Source organism: Archangium sp. (assembly GCF_057119385.1).
In genome coordinates this window covers 1-16,990 of sequence record NZ_DBNGVP010000169.1, presented here as the reverse complement: position 1 = coordinate 16,990, position 16,990 = coordinate 1, and the positions used below count along the sequence as shown (strand labels likewise).

Sequence of the window (16,990 nt, the reverse complement as noted above, 5' to 3'; positions counted from 1 at the left end):
GATGGGCTGGGTGCCGCGCAGGACACCATCCACGTAGTACTCGAGGATGATGCCGTTGGCGGGATAGACCACCGACCACGTCCCGCTGCCGGTGGACAGCGTGCCGCCCCACGAGCTGACCACGCCCATGTTGAGCGAGGTGACGGCCGCCCCGGCGCAGTCCAGGGCGGACTCCTGGGTACCCAGGGCCTCCGCGCCGGCCGGCTCCAGCCCGGTCTCCCCGGGGATACCCCCACAGCCAGACAGCACCAGTCCGGACAGCAAGGCACCAACGACAGAACGGGTCGGGTCGAAGCGCATAGGCGTGTTTTCTCGGAGAGAGGTGAAATTCAGCTTAGATGATAATTTTCCGCCAATCCAGTGCTCGCGGCGTTTTTTCCTGCCCTCCCCCCGCCGTTGCCCGCGTGCGTGGGCGGGCAACGGTGGAGCCCGTGCTCAGGTGCAGGTGGAGTACCAGCCGCACCAGCCGGAGAGGCACTCGGTGCCGGTGAAGCACGCGGCGCCCGCCGGCTTCTTCTTCACACACAGGTTGGTCCAGCCCCAGTCGCAGTACTGGGTGGACGGGCAGTCCGAGTCCGAGTTGCAGAGGCAGGTGCCCAGGAAGTCGCAGCTGTTCTCGGAGCACTTGCCGCTGGCGCAGTGCACGTTGAGCTCACACGTCTGGCCCACCACGCGGGCGTTGGGGGCATAGCGCTCGCCACACGCGATGGGGTACTGCGCCTCGCGGGTGGACTTCTCCACGTAGGCCGCCACGCCGCTGGTGTCGATGTCCGTCGCGGCGTTGGCCATGCCCGTGCGCGGCGACAGGCCGCGCTCCCACGTGCGCAGGAAGGACTCCGAGGAGCCCTCGAGGCCCGTGGTGTTGGCCCCCAGGTTCTTGAGCTCCTTCAGCAGATCCGGCAGCAGGCCCACGTGCGCCAGGCCGTACTCGTCGAAGTCCGTGTTCAGGCGCGCGGGCCCGGAGGTGCGCTGCTGCCTGGCCTGCGCGTCCGCCTCGGCCTGGAAGCCCGCCGAGCACGCCCCGTACGGACCGAAGCGCGGCCGCGTCTGCTGGATGAAGCCGTTGAAGTCCGCGCCGAACGCCATGGGCACCTTCAGCCCCTGGCGGCCGAACTCGTACATCTGCGCGAAGGAGCGGGACGAGCCATGGCAGGTGTTGGCCACGGCCGTCTTCGTGTACGTCCGCATCTCGTCGGGCGCCGTGCGCAGGCCGAAGATGCCGCCCGTCTGCCGCAGGTAGCCCACCACCCACGCCGGCGTCGTCTTCTCCTCGGCGGCCACCTTCGGGGCCACCACCTCGCGGAAGTGGCCGTGCGAGATGAAGAGCGGGTAGTAGCTGTTGGTCTTCGCCAGCTCGAAGGTGTCCTGCACCGAGCGCTCGGACATGTGCGCCATGTCGATGAGCATCCCCTTGGCCATCATCTCCTGCACCAGCGCCTTGCCCTCCGCGGTGAGGCCCTTGGTGTTGCGGCAGTTGCCCGCCGCGTCCCGGGCCACGTCGAAGCCCAGCGTGAAGCCGTTGCCCGTGACGCCGCAGTCGTAGTCGATGTGGCAGTTCTCCAGGAACTGCGCGACATGGAAGACGGCGTTGTGCATGGCCGCGCCGCCGAAGCGGTTGTCCAGCTGGTGCACCGGCTGCAGCGAGCGCACTCCCAGTGAATAGAAGCGGTTGAGCTCCGAGCGCCAGTCCTTGGTGCCGAACAGCTTGCTCACCTCGATGGAGAGCACGATGGCCAGCTTGCCGGACGCGATGATCTGCCGCGCGTGCGCGGGCGACAGGGCGATCTCCGCCCAGTCCGTGCGCGCGTCGAAGTCCCGCGCCATCTGCAGCTGCACCTCGACGTCCGCCATCTCGTCGCAGGGCCGCTTGAGGTTCTGGTAGGGCAACGCACTGCACAGGAAGCCGTTGCTCACCAGCGACACCGTCACCAGGGACATGCCTCCCTGGTGGGCCTTGCGCAGCCAGCCCTCCCACGACTGCTGGTGGGCGATGGTGTCCCAGCGCGGCCACTGCGTGTTCACCTCCTTGCGGCCCAGGTGCAACCCGGTGTCGCCATCCGTGCCCTCCACCATGCCGATGGCCTCCGAGGCCACCGCCCCGCCGATGCTGAACAGCTCCTTCAGCAGGGGCACGTTGCTGAGGTCCACGTTGGCGGAGTTGGGGCACAACTTGAGCATGTTGCTCAGGTCCATGCGTACCCGGGCATGATCGCTCTCGGGCTCGCCTCCATCACAGTTGGTCAGCGTGCCGGTGTGGCCGCCGTGGAACCAGCCGCCACTGAAGGCCTGCTCGGCGAACATGTGGTGGTGCAGCTCGGCGAAACCCGGCACCACCGCCTTCTGCTCGAGGGCGGCGGTGGGCCCGGGCGCCGGGGGCTCCTCCGTCACCGGGGTACAGGCCTGAAGCAAGGCGAACGCGGACAGCAGGGACAAGGGGCGTCGTGACATACGCGGCAACTCCTTTCGGTTGAAGCAAGCCGCCATCCCACTTCTTGTTCCAGGAATGAGCAAGCCGACAATCAAGCATTCATAGAAAGCTTGCCTTTCATTGTATTCCCCTGTATTTCCGGGCTATCCTCTAGAGTCACGTGCGTCTGACTTTCTCCAAACGCCGAGAAGGACGAATCCGAATGTTCAATCGCCGCCTCGCCGCCTCACTTGCAGGGCTTTCCCTCCTGGCCGCCACCGGCTGTGGAGGAGGACCCGAGGAGATCCAACATCCCGGCCCCGTGGGCCAGGGACTCACGTGGGAGGAGTTCCGCGCCCGGGTGTACCAGGATCCCGAGGGCGTCTTCGTCTTCGACGGGGACGTCGCCATCCACGACGAGAACACGCTGCGCGAGTTCTTCGACAGGCGCCTGAAGAACGGGCAGCTGATCGTGGGGACCTCGGGGGGCGTGGACGTGAAGTGGGACGACACGCAGAAGCTCAACCTCACCTACTGCGTGAGCAGCACCAGCTTCACCAGCGCCCAATACAGCGCCACGGTGCAGGCGATGGCGGACGCGACCGCCGCCTGGGAGGCCGTGGCCAACGTCAACTTCATCCACAAGAGCGATCAGGACGCCAACTGCACCGCCACCAACCTCAACGTCCTCTTCGACGTGAGGCCGCTGAGCGGTTCGTACTGGCTGCGCGCCTTCGGCCCGGCCACGCCCCGCGACTCCCGCAACATCCTCGTCAACCCGGTCACCTTCACCAGCTCGCCGTACCCCGTGGTGGGACTGTTCCGCCACGAGCTGGGGCACGTGCTCGGCTTCGAGCACGAGCACATCCTCCTCGGCACCAACGCCCCCGAGGGATGCAGCGAGAACTTCACCTACCGCTCGCTCACCAGCTATGACTCCGACTCGGTGATGCACTACCCGGAGTGCAATGGCACGGCGGGCCTGTCCTTGAACCTGTCCCTCCTGGACGCCCAGGGCGCCGCCAGCCTCTACGGCACGCCGGGCACCCCGCCTCCTCCCCCTCCCCCGCCGCCCCCGCCTCCTCCCACCGACGCCACCAGCGGCACCCTGTCCGCGGGACAGAGCGCCTACCACGGCGCCTATGAGGTGGTCGCCGGCACCTACTTCAACGTGGAGATGAGCGGCACGGGCAACGCGGATCTCTACGTACACTTCGGCACGTACCCCACGGCCACCCAGTACACCTGCCGCCCGGCCCTCTCCGGCTCCTCCGAGGTGTGCAGCGTGCTCGTCCCCGCGGGCCAGACCCGGGCCTACATCATGGTGACGGCGGTCACCAGCGCCTCCTACACCCTGGCGCTCATGTACACCAAGCCCACCACCACCGGTACCATCACCGAGACGGCCAGCGGCAGCCTGTCCTCGGGCCAGTATGACTACCACGGCGCCTACGAGGTGGTCGCCGGCACCTACTTCAAGGTGGTGATGACCGGCTCGGGCAACCCGGACCTCTACGTGGGCTTCGGCGCGTACCCCACGCTCACCAGCTACTACTGCCGCCCGGCCCTCTCCGGCGCCGTCGAGACGTGTGACGTGCTCGTCCCGGCGGGCCAGACCAAGGCCTACATCATGGTGAAGGGCTCCTCCTCCGTCGCCACCCTCCTGGGCGGCGACACGTACTCCCTGGAGATCTCCTACACCAAGCCCATGCCCAGCGGGCCGGCGTCCGGCACGGCCAGCGGCACCCTGTCCCAGGGGCAGAACGCCTACCACGGCGCGTACGATGTGGCCCCCGGCACCTACTTCAAGGTGGTGATGACCGGCACGGGCAACCCGAACCTCTACGTGAGCTTCGGGGCCTACCCCACCACCACCAGCTACTACTGCCGCCCGGCCCTCTCCGGCGCCTCCGAGACGTGCAACGTGCTCGTCCCCCCGGGGGCCCCCAACAAGGCCTACATCATGGTGCGGGGCGTCAGCACCAGCTCCACCTACAACCTGAACATCACCTACGTCCGGCCGTAGTCTCCGGCCCCCTGGGGGGCGGTGGCCCTCGCGCCGCCGCTCCCCTGCCCTGACGGTGCGTGCAATCGATTTCCCTCCCAGTCGTCCTCCCTATAAGCGAATAAACCGTGGTAGACGGGGAAACCCGCCGCACGGGGCCGCAGAAATCAGGGGAGCCATCATGTCTGGGAAGCGTTCACGTACCATGCTGCTGTTGATACCGCTCGTCCTGCTGGGCGGGCTGGGCGCCTGGTGGGGCCTGTCCAGGCCGGAGCAGCCCGCGCCTCCCCAGGAAGCGGTCCGCCCCTCCCAGCCCGCGCCCGCGGCCCAGACGCCCGCGGCCACGCCGGCCCCGCCCGCCCAGAAGACGGCGGACGGCACGCGCGCCTGGGTCCCCGGCACGCTCTACCGCTACTCCCTGAGCGCCGACCAGAAGATCGCCTTCCGCAAGAAGCGGGCGGACGCGCAGACCATGCCGGAGATGAAGTTCAACCTCCAGGGCGAGTGGAACGTGGGCGTCGTCTCCGCCACCGAGACCCGGGTGGACGCCCGCGTGCAGCTCAAGCTGTCCACCTTGTCCGTCCTCGTCGAGGGCAACCCGGTGGCGCCCGACGCCCGCGAGGCGATGACCCGGGCCATGGAGCTGCCCTTCTTCTTCTCCATGGACAAGACGGGCATGGTGGTGCTCACCCACTTCGAGAACGACGCGGACTCGCTGGTGCGCGGCATCCACCGCGCCCTCGTGGCGGGCTCCCAGTTCGTGGTGGCCGGCGTCCCCCAGGACACCTGGAAGACCGAGGAGCTCGACACCACCGGCCGCTACGTGGCCGAGTACGTGCGCCAGACGCCCGAGCGCTTCGAGAAGAACAAGAAGTCCTACACCCATCTGATCACCCCCCAGGGCCTCGAGCCCATGTCGGGGAAGATCAGCCTCAAGGTGCGCGCGGGCGCCACCTTCGAGCTGGAGAAGGATCTGTGGGCCCGCTCCGTGGACGCCACGGAGCAGCTGGACGTGGACTCGGCGGATGAGCTGATGGCCGCCACCTATGAGAACACCCTGCGCCTGCGCCTGCAGCAGCGCATGTACGATCCCTCGCTCTTCAACTCCTTCAAGGCGCGCCAGGGCGCCCTGAGCTCCGCGCCCATGGCCAGCTTCGGTGGCGTGCAGCAGGATCCGCTGGACCAGTACCGGCAGGTGCTGGGCGGCAAGAACTTCGACACGCTGGTCAAGGATCTGCGCACCCTGCCCAAGGATCCGCTCGAGCGCGACGACGCGCGGGCGCGGGCGCTGGAGCAGATGCGCGCGCTCTTCATGCTCCAGCCGGGCGAGGCCCTCAAGGTCCCGGAGATCATCCGCTCCGGAATGGAGCCGGACGCGGCCAGCCCCATGCTCGGCGCGCTGTCCGCGGCCAGCAACAAGGAGTCCATCCAGGCCCTGTCCACCGTCATGGGCGATGGCTCCCTCCCCCATGACATCCGCATGGACTCCGTGGCCGCCATGGGCATGGCGGGTGAGCCCAACCGCCAGGGTGTGGACGCGCTGCGCGAGATGACGCGCAACCCGGATCCGATGCTGCGCGACACCGCCGTCCTGGGGCTCGGCAACGCCGCCTACCAGATGGGGGATGACAACGCGCGCGACGCGGAGTCGCTCGTCTTCGAGCTGAACAACAGCTACCGCACGGCTTCCACCCCGGAGCAGCAGGCGCTGGCCCTCCGGGCCCTGGGCAACACCCGCTCGCCCACCATGATGTCCACCCTCCAGGAGGCGCTCGGCTCGCCGGATCCGCGCATCCGCACGGCCGCCATCGAGGCGCTGCGCAACGTGCCCGGCACCGACGCCGACCAACTCCTGTCCCAGTACCTCCTCGCGGATCCCGCCTCCGAGGTCCGCCGCGCCGCCGTCTTCTCCGCCAGCTACCGGCCCCTACCGCCCCTGCTCCCCGCCCTGGGACAGGCCCTGCGCAAGGACGCCGTGGATGGCGTGCGCGCCGACGTCATCCGCCTCCTGGGCGCCGTGCGCGGCGTGCTGCCCGAGGCCATGGCCCTGATTGCCTGGTCCAGCCAGAACGATCCCAACGCGGATATCCGGCAGATGGCCCTCATGTACGTCAACACCCCCGCCACTCCCGTCCCGCAGGCGGGCCCCGCCACGCCGTAGCCGCCTCCTCTCCGCTCCGCCTCCCCCCTCCGAAACCGCCGGCCCCCCGCCGGCGGTTTTGTTTTTGCCATCGGATTCCAAATGCAGTAGAATACTGCATCACCACCGTAAAACATATCAGCCAGATGATTTAAAACATATCAACCAGATGATTTCCAGACCATTCCGGGCGATATGGAACTCCTGTATTCCGAGAGAAAATGAAAGGGAGGGCTTTTTTTTCGCCCGCACTCCGGGTAATAGTTTCGTTCCCCGCTGACGGGAATTGGAGACTATCCATGTTGAAGACTGCCTTTCGCTTTGCCGCGCTGGTAGCGGTAGCCGCTCCCACCCTGGCCGCCGCGCAGTTCACCGACTCGAGCACGTACGTGGTGGAGCCGAAGTATCCGGCCGCCGTGTATCCCTCCAGCTACGTGATGAACAACACGGTGCCCTGGGACACGGTCGTCATGCCGTTCAGCCCGACCCGGGTCTACTCGACGCCCGAGCAGGACACCGTCGTCAGTGACGAGTCGCGCATCCTGAACGCGCCGGTGTACTTCGACTTCTCGGACGGCCTGCGCGACGTGAACTACCTCCAGGCGGTCATCCCGGAGGCCACCACCCAGTTCGTGCCGCCCCCGACCGAGGGCCAGCCGACGACCCAGACCGCCCAGGTCTTCGAGAAGAGCTGGAACAAGAACGAGAAGGTCGGTAACAACATCTTTGGTGCCGGCTACGTCATCAACGCCTTCATCAAGGCCACCACGGCCACCACCACGCCCAAGACGGTCGAGGCGCTCGCCGAGGGCTATGTGTATGGCAAGGCCTTCAACGTCGAGAAGGAGCTCGTCCGCGCCCGCGCCTACATCAACGGCCAGCAGGGCGGCAGCAACAGCGGCACCGCCGCGCTGTACGCCATGGGCCAGACGATCTGGTCCACCAACCTCTACGCCACCTTCGCGCCCGCGCCGCTCAACTGGAGCCGCACCTTCTTCGACGTCTCCAAGACGTTCATGATCGGCCCCGTGCCCGTGACGGTGCGCGCCTCCCTGTCCGGCGCCGCCCGCTTCTCCCTGACCGGTGAGGTCGGCCCGACGGTGGCCCGCCTGACGGCGACGGCCGGTGGCTCCGCCAACGTGTCCGCCTCGGCCGGCGTCAACATCGTGATCGCCAGCTTCGGCGTGTCCTCCGACCTGCGCCTGATCAACGTCAACCTGCCCGCCGTGGGCGAGCTCTTCTGGCCCCTCTGCACGCTGGATTGGAAGCTGAAGTCCGACCTCCAGCTCAACTACCTGTCCGGTACCCTCCAGGGCTTCGTGAAGGTCAAGATCCTCTTCTTCAAGAAGACCTGGACCATCAAGATCGCCTCCTGGCCGGGCTGGACGCGCAACATCAGCCTGCTCAACATCTTCGGGTCGCTCAACCTCGGCATCTGCTGATTCCCGTAGCCCGTGGGCCGGCCCGCTTCCCGGGCCGGTCTCAACGACAAACGGCTCCGCTCTCGCGGGGCCGTTTTTTTTTTCTGGGGACGCAAGACAACACCACGGAAATCGTGCATAATCCAATATCAGCGACTACTGAGGTATGCTGCCACTCCGGGGACTCGAGCGGTCGAGTCCAGAGGGAGCACTCGGAAGACTCGCGTGCCGCATGAAGCGGTACTGGCAAGCAAGGGCCTGCCCCCGGTTGAGGGCAAGGCGCCCAGTGAGGACATGCGTATGACTAAGACAATCTGGGGTGGCATCGTCATCTCGGCGGCCGCGGTGCTGCTGCCCATGCAGGCGGAGGCGCAGGTCATCATCTCGACGCGCTGCACCGTCGACAACGTGGATACGAACCAGAAGGCGGAGTGGCGCGTGGAGTGGGCCCGCAAGTGCGGAACCATCCAGAACGTGGGAGATCCGGCCGCCTGGTTCGATACGGCGCAGGCCGCCGCGACCGGCGGGACGCTGAAGGACTACCGGGAGTCGGATCCCATCCGCAATCCCACGGGAGAGGGGGCGTTCACCGGCCCGCTCTACGAATTCAAGGTGAACTACAGCACCATGTTCGCGCTGTACCTGTCCGGGCCCACCTACCAGTACCAGGACTCCCGCGGGTACTACTACTGGCTGCGGGACTCGTGGCGCAAGAAGGGCCGGGCGCTCTACCCCACCTTCAGCACCACGTCGGTGATCGAGGCCCAGGACAACGTCCAGCTCTTCCCCCACCCGAATGTGATGTCGTCCGATCCGGCGGTGCGCGCGCAGGCGACCTGCCAGCTCTACACCGACAAGAACGGCCAGATCCCCACCACCACGCCCGTGCACGTGAACGGCTACTGCGAGTCGGCGTGCTACACCCCCGAGCAGCGGATCCTCTTCTCGGACGGGTACGTGTCCATCCTCGACGCGTTCAACGGGCTGCGCGAGGATCTGATCACCCTCTCCTCGGACTCCACGCTCGACAACCTCAAGCTGCAGCAGAACCGCACCTACAGCTACACCAAGGAGATCCGCGACGCGGAGCACACCATCTACGTCATCACCACCCGGTCCGGTGGCCAGCTGCGCGTCACGCACGAGCACCCGGTCATCAACGGTGAGGGCCGGATGGTGCAGGCGCAGACGCTCAAGGTGGGCGACGAGCTGGTGAAGAGCGACGGCAGCCTGGATCCCATCGTGGACGTCCAGAAGACGCTCCACTACGGCAAGGTCTACAACATCGCCCCGGAGACGACGGACCTGGTGTCCAACGTGCTGGTGGCGCAGGACTACCTGGTGGGCTCCGTGCGCTTCCAGAACGACGAGGTGGCCTACATCAACCGGATCATCCTCTACCGGGGGATGCCGGCCGAGGTCATTCCGTAACGAGCCGTCCGCAGACGCCGGCCCCCGGGCGGGCCGGCGCCACCGCCTGATTCTCCAGCGTCCGCTCTCATGAGGTCCGAAGTCCGATGAAGGCCATCAAGAACATGCTCGTCGTCGCGGGACTCGGGGTGCTCGGGCTCACCGCGATGTGGCTCACCCGGGGAGACGCGCCGCCAGCCGCCGCGCGCGAGACGGCCGCTCCGCTGCCGCCCGCTTCCCCGGTGCAGGCCTCGGCTGCGCCGCCCGCGGCGCAGGCCCGGCCCGCTGCCCTGCCCCAGCCTCCCGAGCTGCTGGCGGCCCCCGAGGAGATCCCCGGTGAGGAGGGAGAGCATGGGGAGTTCACCACCAACACCGACTTGATGAAGCAGAAGATCTTCAAGACGGAGCCCAAGCTCGCGCAGTTCGACTACTTCCGCGAGCACGTCCTGCTCGACTCCAACGGCCGCAAGGACTACCAGGCGCTGCTGGCGGACAGGGCCATGTACGAGCAGACGCGGCAGTCCCTGCTCCACCCCGAGTCCGCCAAGGACTCGATGCCGGCCAACGTCAAGCGCCTGATGCAGGTGGACTATCTGCGCGAGGCGCTCGCGTGGAAGGAGAACCCCGAGCGCAAGCCACTGCTGTCCGAGGTGGAGCGCATCATCCTCGAGGACTCCTTTGGCCCGGACATGGCGCCGGACGTGAAGCGCTCGCTGGCGGCGACGAAGTTCGAGCTGTTCGAGCTCCTCTACCGGCAGGATCCCGAGCGTGCCCTGGCCCTGGCGGAGTCCGCCCGGGGAACGCGGCTCGAGAAGCTCATGGAGTACATCGCCACGCGCGCGCAGGGAATCGTGGCGAAGGAGAAGGAAATGAGCCTTCAGGCGCAGCGGGCCCGCACGCCTTGAGGAGAAGTCCCCGTTCAACCCGTTTTTTCGAGCAACAGGAGAGAAGATGAGACACTTGAAGGGATTGTTGATGACGGCCGGCCTGACACTGGCCGCGGGTAGCGCGATGGCGGCGCAGCCCCAGGAGGCCGCCGCGCCGGTGATCCAGGGCAAGTTCTTCCGGGCGCAGGCGGGCAGGGCGGTACAGGGGGAGTACATCGTCGTCCTGAAGGAGAAGCCCAACGCCGCGCTGCCGCCGGTGGCCAGGCAGGGGGCGGAGCTCGCCCGGCTGCATGGCGTGGAGATCCTCAACACGTACGAGCACGCCATGCGCGGCTTCCACATCCGCGCCACCGAGGCCCAGGCGCTGGCGCTGGCGGAGCATCCGCTCGTCGCGTCCGTGGAGGAGAACGCCGCCGTCATGCTGTCCGCGCCCCTCCCGGCGAACCCGCAGACGGGCGCGCCGTGGAACCTGGATCGCATCGACCAGGGGACGCGGGCCTACAACAACACGTATGCCTACGAGCAGACCGCCGAGGGCACCCACGTCTACGTCGTCGATACGGGCGTCTCGGGCCAGAGCGATGAGTTCGCCCTCGACGAGTTCAACTTCGAATCCCGCGTCGACTCGGCCTTCATCGCCTGGGACGAGATGGGCGTGGGCAGCGCGGACTCCTCGCCGCAGAGCCACGGCACCTTCGTCGCCGCCATCATCGGGAGCCACACGTATGGCGTTGCCAAGCGGGTGCGGCTGCACTCCGTGAAGGTGGCCAACGACACGGGCTTCATCGACACCGCCCACCTCAACGAGGGCCTGAACTGGCTCGTGGCCAATGCCCAGACGCCGGCCGTCGTCAACCTCAGCGTCAACACGTTCCCCAGCATTTCGATCGACACGGCCGCCGCCGCCCTCGCGGACAAGCCGGGAATCGTGCTCGTGTCGGCGGCGGGCAACACGCTGCCGCAGCCGGGCAGCGGAAGCGTTGGCACCGACGCCTGCAACATCTCGCCCAACAACACCCCCGCCAAGAAGATCATCGTGGTGGCGGCGACGGACAAGAACGACCGGCGGATGTTCCCCGATCCCAACGCCCTGACGGAGGCCGGTAGGGCACTCTATTCCAACTACGGCCCCTGCGTGGACCTCTTCGCCCCCGGCGTGGACGTCCCCTCGCTGCTCAGTGATGGGTCGGCTGGCTATGCCAACAGCGGCACCTCGTTCGCCGCGCCGCACGTGACGGGCCTGGCGGCGATCCTCCTGTCCCAGGGCGTGCCGGCCTCGAGCATCAAGCAGCGGCTGATCGACGACAGCTTGAAGAACCTCGTCACCGATCCCGGCACTGGCTCCCCCAACCGGCTCCTCTACAAGAAGCCCCCGTCCACCCCGCTCTCCAATGGTGTGGCGGTGGCCGTCTCCGGTGCCGCGAACAGCATCAAGAACTACGTGCTCGCCGTCCCGCCGAGCACCACCTCGCGGACGCTGGTCTTCACCATCTCCGGTGGCACGGGTGATGCAGACATGTACGTGCGTGCCGGCGACCTTCCGGAGACGCACGTCTACAACTGCCGTCCGCTGCGCGCCGGAAACAACGAGACCTGCACCTTCAGCCTCGGCGCCTCCAGCCAGACGGTCAACTGGTTCGTGCAGCTGCGCGGCTTCACCGCCTACAGCACCACGCTCAAGGGCCAGTACTGAGCCGTTGTGCCCTCCCGCCCCCTGCTTCCAGGGGGCGGAACCCCAGAGGCTCCCGCTCTCGAGCGGGAGCCTCTTTCATTTGCGGCTGGAATGCCCGCGGACCCGGTCCTCAGAGCAGCTCGGAGCAGCTCAACCAGCAGTCGGAGTTGACCGTGCAGGGCTCACCCACCTTCGACGAGGTGCCCGCGCACACCGCCCCGCCACTGACGAGCGACTTGCAGTACCCGTTCTTGTTGACATACCCGGCGCTGTAGAAGGACCAGGACGTCTGGCTCTGGGTGACGTCGCAGATCTGGCACCCGCTCGAGGGGTTGACCTGCCCGTTGGAATAGGTCCTGCCGTTGATCTCGCACTTGCCCGGGCAGGGCTCGGAGACGCTCTGGGTGATCGTCATGCTGGGGTTGCCCGTGCACGCGGTCCAGGAGCCATCACTGGAGACGACCATGGGCCAGGCCGTCACCTTGAAGGAGTGCGTGCCGCAGGTGACAGGCGACTTGCTGAAGGACCAGGTGCCCGTGGCGCCGCCGCTCGCCCTCCCGCTCGCCTGCTCGACCCCGTCAATGAAGAACGCCACGAACGCCGCGTTGGCCGGGTAGGACACCGCATAGGTTCCCGCCGCCGCCATCTCCCCCGCGTAGGTGCTCACTCCCGACAGCGTCAGGCCGGTGACGGCCGAGCTGGAGCACATGGCGGACCTGGCCACGCCGAGCGCCTCCGGCTCCACCGGCTCCGAGGACTCGGGCACGGGCCCGCAAGCCGTCAGCATCAAACCCAGAACATACAGAGGAGAATGGATGGAATTGCGAATCATGGGGAATGTCTCCGGAGCTCGTGAAGGTCAGGGCGCGGGGGGATCGAAGGTGGAGATGATCCACCCCATGCGCTCGTGGCCGGACGTGTTCCACACCGGGTTCTTCCCGTTGAGGAACTGGCTGTCGCTGAAGTCAGACGCGCCCGAGCCCGAGCCATTCCCGGAGGTGTTGATGCCGATGGTGCTGGAGCCGTAGTAGGTGGGGTGGGTGTTGTCCGACTGGATGTAGTCGTAGCTGACGCCGGGGCTGGCGAGGTGGAAGTTGGCGTCGCGCAGCGTGGAGCCCAGGGTGGTGGTGATGCGGTGGACGTAGCTCGCCTCGGTCTCGCCCGGGCGGTAGCGGATGGCGTCGCGGTCGATCAGCCCGTCGCCGTTGGAGTCGTAGTCGGCCGCCATGTACTCGGCGAAGGAGTCGGCGCACTTGAAGCCATACTTCTCCGCCAGGTTGCAGGCCCGCCAGTTGCTCTTGGCCAGGTAGGGCAGGAATCTGGCGCGCTTGTTCACCCGGGTGCCCGTGGTGGAGTCCGTGCAGGGGGTGAGCACGTTGTCCGCGTCGAAGCCCGGGTAGTGGATGGTGGAGATGATCTTCACCTTGGCCGAGGTGGCGTAGGTGTTGATGGCCTGCATGGCCCGCTCCATGTAGAGGGTGCAGTTGAAGAGGGCCGAGTCCAGCTCGAAGTAGCTGCACGTGCCCGTCTGCTGCATGAAGGCCGAGCGCGCCTGGAGGTAGTCGTTGCCACACATCTCGAACATCACCGCGCGGGTGTTGCTCGCCTGCATGTACGAGCGCTCGGCGACGATCTTGTTGTTGTAGATGTCGTCGGCCCTGGCGCCGGACTTGGTGCGACGGATGACCTCGATGTGGGCGTTCCACTTCGTGGACAGGTACTCGCCATCCACGTAGGGAGCGGCACGCCGGGCCACGCTGTAGGGGGCACCGTTGTAGCCCGCGAAGAGCGAGTCCCCGTAGGCCACGACCCGGTAGGTCGCGGCCGCGTTGGGGCGATTGATGGTCCACGCGGTGTTCTGGTTGATGGTGCTGGCGGCGGCGGCGCCACCCGCCAGCGTGACCACGGCCACCACGGCGCTCGACAACTGGGAACGAACGGACATGCGCTTCTCCTTTTCACTCCGCTTCCGGAACGGAAAGCGCCCTCCGTTCTACCCGGAGTGAAAAGGATTTTCGATGGAAAGCAGAATATAATGCCTAGACTGTTTTCCGGGGCAGTGCGTCAACGGCCCTTGTAGGAGGGCTTGCGCTTCTCGGCGAAGGCCTTGAGGCCCTCGAGCCGGTCCTCGGTGGCGAGCACCTTCTCGTAGTGGCGCAGCTCCAGGGCGAGCGCCTCGTCCAGCTCGAGCGACAGGCCCTCGTCGATGGCGTGCTTGGCGGTGGCCACGGCGATGGGGGCGTTCTCCACGATGCTCTCGGCCATGGAGTAGGCCGTGTCCAGCAGGTGCCCCTCGGGCGCCAGCCGGTTCACCAGGCCGATGCTGAAGGCCTCGGCCGCGTTGAGCCGCCGGCCGGTGAGGATCAGATCCTTGGCCCGGCCCGGCCCCACCAGGCGCGCCAGCCGCTGCGTTCCGCCACCGCCGGGGATGATGCCCAGCTTCACCTCGGTGAGTCCGAGCTCGGCCGCCGGGGCCGCCACGCGCAGATCGCACGAGAGCGCCAGCTCGGTGCCCCCGCCGAACGCCGCCCCGTTGATGGCCGCGATGAACACGCAGTCACTCTTCTCGAGGGAGCGCAAGGTGCGCCGCAGCCCGTCGAGGAAGGCGCGCACCTCGGGCTCGCTCATGGTGCCGCGCTCCTTGAGGTCCGCGCCCGCGCAGAACGCCTTGTCCCCCGCCCCGGTGATGACCACCGCCCGGGTGTCGTGCCCGCGGGACACGCGCGTCACCATCTCCTCGAACTCCTGGAGCATCGCCCGGCTGATGGCGTTGCGCCGCCCCTCGCCGTCGATGGTCCAGATCTCGATGGGTCCTCGTGCGTCGACCTTGAACTCCGCCATGTGCCCTCCCTTGCCGGGCCCTGTGCCGGGCCGCGAATCCGTGCCCCCCAGACTGCGGCGACTCGACGGGGCCTGACAAGGTGGAAACGACGGCTTGTCCGGACTCGCACCGTGCTCAGCGGCGCGCCATGTCCGTCTGGATGGCCTCGAACTGCTCCAGGGCCGTGCGCAGGTCCTCGACGATCTCCCCGGCGATGACATCCGGATCCGGCAGGTTCGCCGAGTCCTCCAGGCTCTCGTCCTTGAGCCAGAAGATGTCCAGGCTCACCTTGTCGCGCTGGAGCAGTTCCTCATAGGTGTACTCCCGCCAGCGGCCCGTGGGGTTCTTCTTCTCGGACCACGTGGCCCGGCGGGCCTGCCGGTTGCCCGGCTTGTAGCACTCGATGAAGTCCTTCAGGTCCCCGCGATCCAACGGGTTCGTCTTCAGCGTGAAGTGCTGATTCGTCCGCAGATCGTAGATCCACAGCTTCCGCGTCCAGGGCTTCTCACTGGCGGGCTTGCGCTCGAAGAAGAGCACATTGGCCTTGACGCCCTGCGCGTAGAAGATGCCCGTGGGCAACCGCAGCAGGGTGTGCACGTCGCAGTCGTGCAGCAGCCGGCGCCGGATCGTCTCCCCCGCCCCGCCCTCGAAGAGGACGTTGTCGGGCACCACCACCGCCGCCCGGCCGTTCTCCTTCAGCAGCGTCTTCACGTGCTGAACGAAGTTGAGCTGCTTGTTGCTCGTGGTGGCCCAGAAGTCGTCCCGGACGATGGTGAGCGCCTCGCGCTCCTGCTCCCCCTCCTCGTTCACCACCGTGACGCTCGACTTCTTGCCGAACGGCGGGTTGGTGAGGATGACGTCGAAGCGATCGCCCGGATCTCCCTTGAGCGAGTCCTCCACCCGGATGGGAGGGGTCTCGTCATCACCGATGCCGTGCAACAGCAGGTTCATGGCGCACAGGCGGGCGGTGTTGGGGACGATCTCCCAGCCGTGGAGCGCTTCCTTCTTCAAGTGCTTCTTCTGGTCGCGGTCCAGCTTGTTCCGGGCGATGAAGTCATGCGCGGCGAGGAGGAAGCCGCCGGTGCCGCAGGCCGGATCGCAGACGGTCTCCTCCGGCTGGGGCGCCACCGCCTCGACGATGGCATGGATGAGGGGACGCGGCGTGAAGTACTGCCCCGCCCCGCTCTTGGTGTCCTGGGCGTTCTTCTCCAGCAGGCCCTCGTAGGCGTCGCCCTTCACGTCCGCGTCGAGCGTCATCCACTCCTCGCGGTCGAGCAGATCCACGACGAGCCGGCGCAGCTTGGCGGGATCCTGGATCTTGTTCTGGGCCTTGCGGAAGACGAGGCCCAGCATCCCCTTCTTCCTGCCCAGCGTCTCGAGGATGTGGCGGTAGTGCGTCTCCAGCGCGTCCCCGTCCTTGGAGATGAGGCTCGGCCAGTCATAGCCCTTGGGGACGGGAGACTCGCGGTTGTACGGAGGCCGCGTCTGCTCGTGGGCCATCTTCAGGAAGAGCAGGTAGGTGAGCTGCTCCACGTAGTCGCCGTAGGACAGGCCGTCGTCGCGCAGGACGTTGCAGTAGTTCCAGAGCCTCTGGACGATTTGCTGGGAAGGGTTGCTCATGGAGTGTGCTCGCTCGGCACCGGGTCCTATCAGACGGGGCGGCATGCCGCACCTCCTACGCCGTATGCGGACAGCGGGTAGACTGCGCCGCCCCATGCCGCGCCCATGAAGACGCCCTCGATTCTTCTTCAAGCCGTGATGCTGGTGACACTGGCCGCGTGCCGCGCTCACCCGAGCGCCCGCATGGGCTTCGCCCTGGAGTCACCGGGCCCGCGGGCGCCCGCGTTCAGGAAGTCAGGCTCGGGAACGGGGGCCCGGGCACTCCCCGCCGCCGAGGTGCTGGAGGGGACACGGGAGGTGCGTGTCCGGGCCTGGGAAGCCGCGCGCGGGCTGGAGCGCAAAGGGGCATGGCTGGCACTCGGACTCCACGTGGAAGGCGAGCGGGTGCGGCTGCTCGGGCTGCACACGCATGAAGGCAGCGGTGCCGAGGCACAGGACGAGGACGCCGAGCGCTTCCGCGGACTGGTGGAGTGGGCGCTCTACCGGTACGTGAAGGGACAGCGGGGCGAGGTGGTGCTGACACTGCGGCGGGGCGAGGGCATGTGGAAGGAGGAGGTGGAGTCCACCGGCCCGGTGCTCTCGGCCACCCTCCCCCAGGCTCCCTATG

At 67.3% G+C, this 16,990-nt stretch carries 11 protein-coding genes and 2 pseudogenes; 7 read left to right on the top strand and 6 right to left on the bottom strand.

Features of this window, described 5'->3' with window-relative positions; all coding sequences use genetic code 11:
- Both AC16DP_RS40700 and AC16DP_RS40695 read right to left on the bottom strand, forming a co-directional pair.
- A pseudogene (locus tag AC16DP_RS40700) lies at positions 1–300 on the bottom strand (hypothetical protein); the annotation flags it as partial.
- A gap of 135 nt (positions 301–435) precedes the next feature.
- Entirely contained in the window at positions 436–2,448 is a 2,013-nt protein-coding gene (locus AC16DP_RS40695; protein WP_329725496.1) for a membrane dipeptidase, read from the bottom strand.
- A gap of 182 nt (positions 2,449–2,630) precedes the next feature.
- Here AC16DP_RS40695 and AC16DP_RS40690 point away from each other — a divergent pair, with 182 nt between their 5' ends.
- The 6 genes from AC16DP_RS40690 (at position 2,631) to AC16DP_RS40665 (ending at position 11,963) form a co-directional block, all read left to right on the top strand.
- Positions 2,631–4,433: a pre-peptidase C-terminal domain-containing protein gene (locus AC16DP_RS40690; protein ID WP_329725495.1), complete on the top strand. Its 1,803-nt coding sequence runs from the start codon at positions 2,631–2,633 to the stop codon at positions 4,431–4,433.
- Positions 4,434–4,593: 160 nt separating this feature from the next.
- Positions 4,594–6,573, top strand: a complete 1,980-nt coding sequence (locus tag AC16DP_RS40685) for a HEAT repeat domain-containing protein (protein WP_329725494.1) — start codon at positions 4,594–4,596, stop codon at positions 6,571–6,573.
- 278 nt (positions 6,574–6,851) lie between these two features.
- The gene (locus tag AC16DP_RS40680; protein ID WP_329725493.1) at positions 6,852–7,994 is read left to right on the top strand and encodes a hypothetical protein; all 1,143 of its coding nucleotides are present in this window, start codon (positions 6,852–6,854) and stop codon (positions 7,992–7,994) included.
- Positions 7,995–8,273: 279 nt separating this feature from the next.
- Positions 8,274–9,404 carry a Hint domain-containing protein gene (locus AC16DP_RS40675; protein ID WP_329725492.1) on the top strand — a complete coding sequence of 377 codons (1,131 nt, stop codon included), beginning with the start codon at positions 8,274–8,276 and terminating at the stop codon, positions 9,402–9,404.
- Between the two features lie 86 nt (positions 9,405–9,490).
- The gene (locus AC16DP_RS40670; RefSeq protein WP_329725491.1) at positions 9,491–10,288 is read left to right on the top strand and encodes a hypothetical protein; all 798 of its coding nucleotides are present in this window, start codon (positions 9,491–9,493) and stop codon (positions 10,286–10,288) included.
- 46 nt (positions 10,289–10,334) lie between these two features.
- Positions 10,335–11,963 (top strand): S8 family peptidase, encoded by a 1,629-nt coding sequence (locus AC16DP_RS40665; protein WP_329725490.1) that lies wholly within the window; start codon positions 10,335–10,337, stop codon positions 11,961–11,963.
- Between the two features lie 109 nt (positions 11,964–12,072).
- Here the strand turns inward: AC16DP_RS40665 and AC16DP_RS40660 are convergent, their stop codons facing one another.
- The 4 genes from AC16DP_RS40660 to AC16DP_RS40645 all read right to left on the bottom strand — a co-directional run bounded on the left by AC16DP_RS40660 (position 12,073) and on the right by AC16DP_RS40645 (position 16,383).
- Positions 12,073–12,774, bottom strand: a complete 702-nt coding sequence (locus AC16DP_RS40660) for a carbohydrate-binding protein (RefSeq protein ID WP_329725489.1) — start codon at positions 12,772–12,774, stop codon at positions 12,073–12,075.
- 27 nt (positions 12,775–12,801) lie between these two features.
- Positions 12,802–13,887, bottom strand: a complete 1,086-nt coding sequence (locus AC16DP_RS40655; RefSeq protein ID WP_329725488.1) for an SGNH/GDSL hydrolase family protein — start codon at positions 13,885–13,887, stop codon at positions 12,802–12,804.
- Between the two features lie 119 nt (positions 13,888–14,006).
- Positions 14,007–14,783, bottom strand: coding sequence for an enoyl-CoA hydratase-related protein (locus tag AC16DP_RS40650; RefSeq protein ID WP_329725487.1), 777 nt, complete (start codon positions 14,781–14,783; stop codon positions 14,007–14,009).
- Positions 14,784–14,898: 115 nt separating this feature from the next.
- Entirely contained in the window at positions 14,899–16,383 is a 1,485-nt protein-coding gene (locus AC16DP_RS40645) for a class I SAM-dependent DNA methyltransferase (protein ID WP_329725486.1), read from the bottom strand.
- 105 nt (positions 16,384–16,488) lie between these two features.
- On the opposite strand from AC16DP_RS40645, the pseudogene AC16DP_RS40640 reads away from it, so the two are divergent.
- Positions 16,489–16,990, top strand: a pseudogene (locus AC16DP_RS40640) (hypothetical protein); the annotation flags it as partial.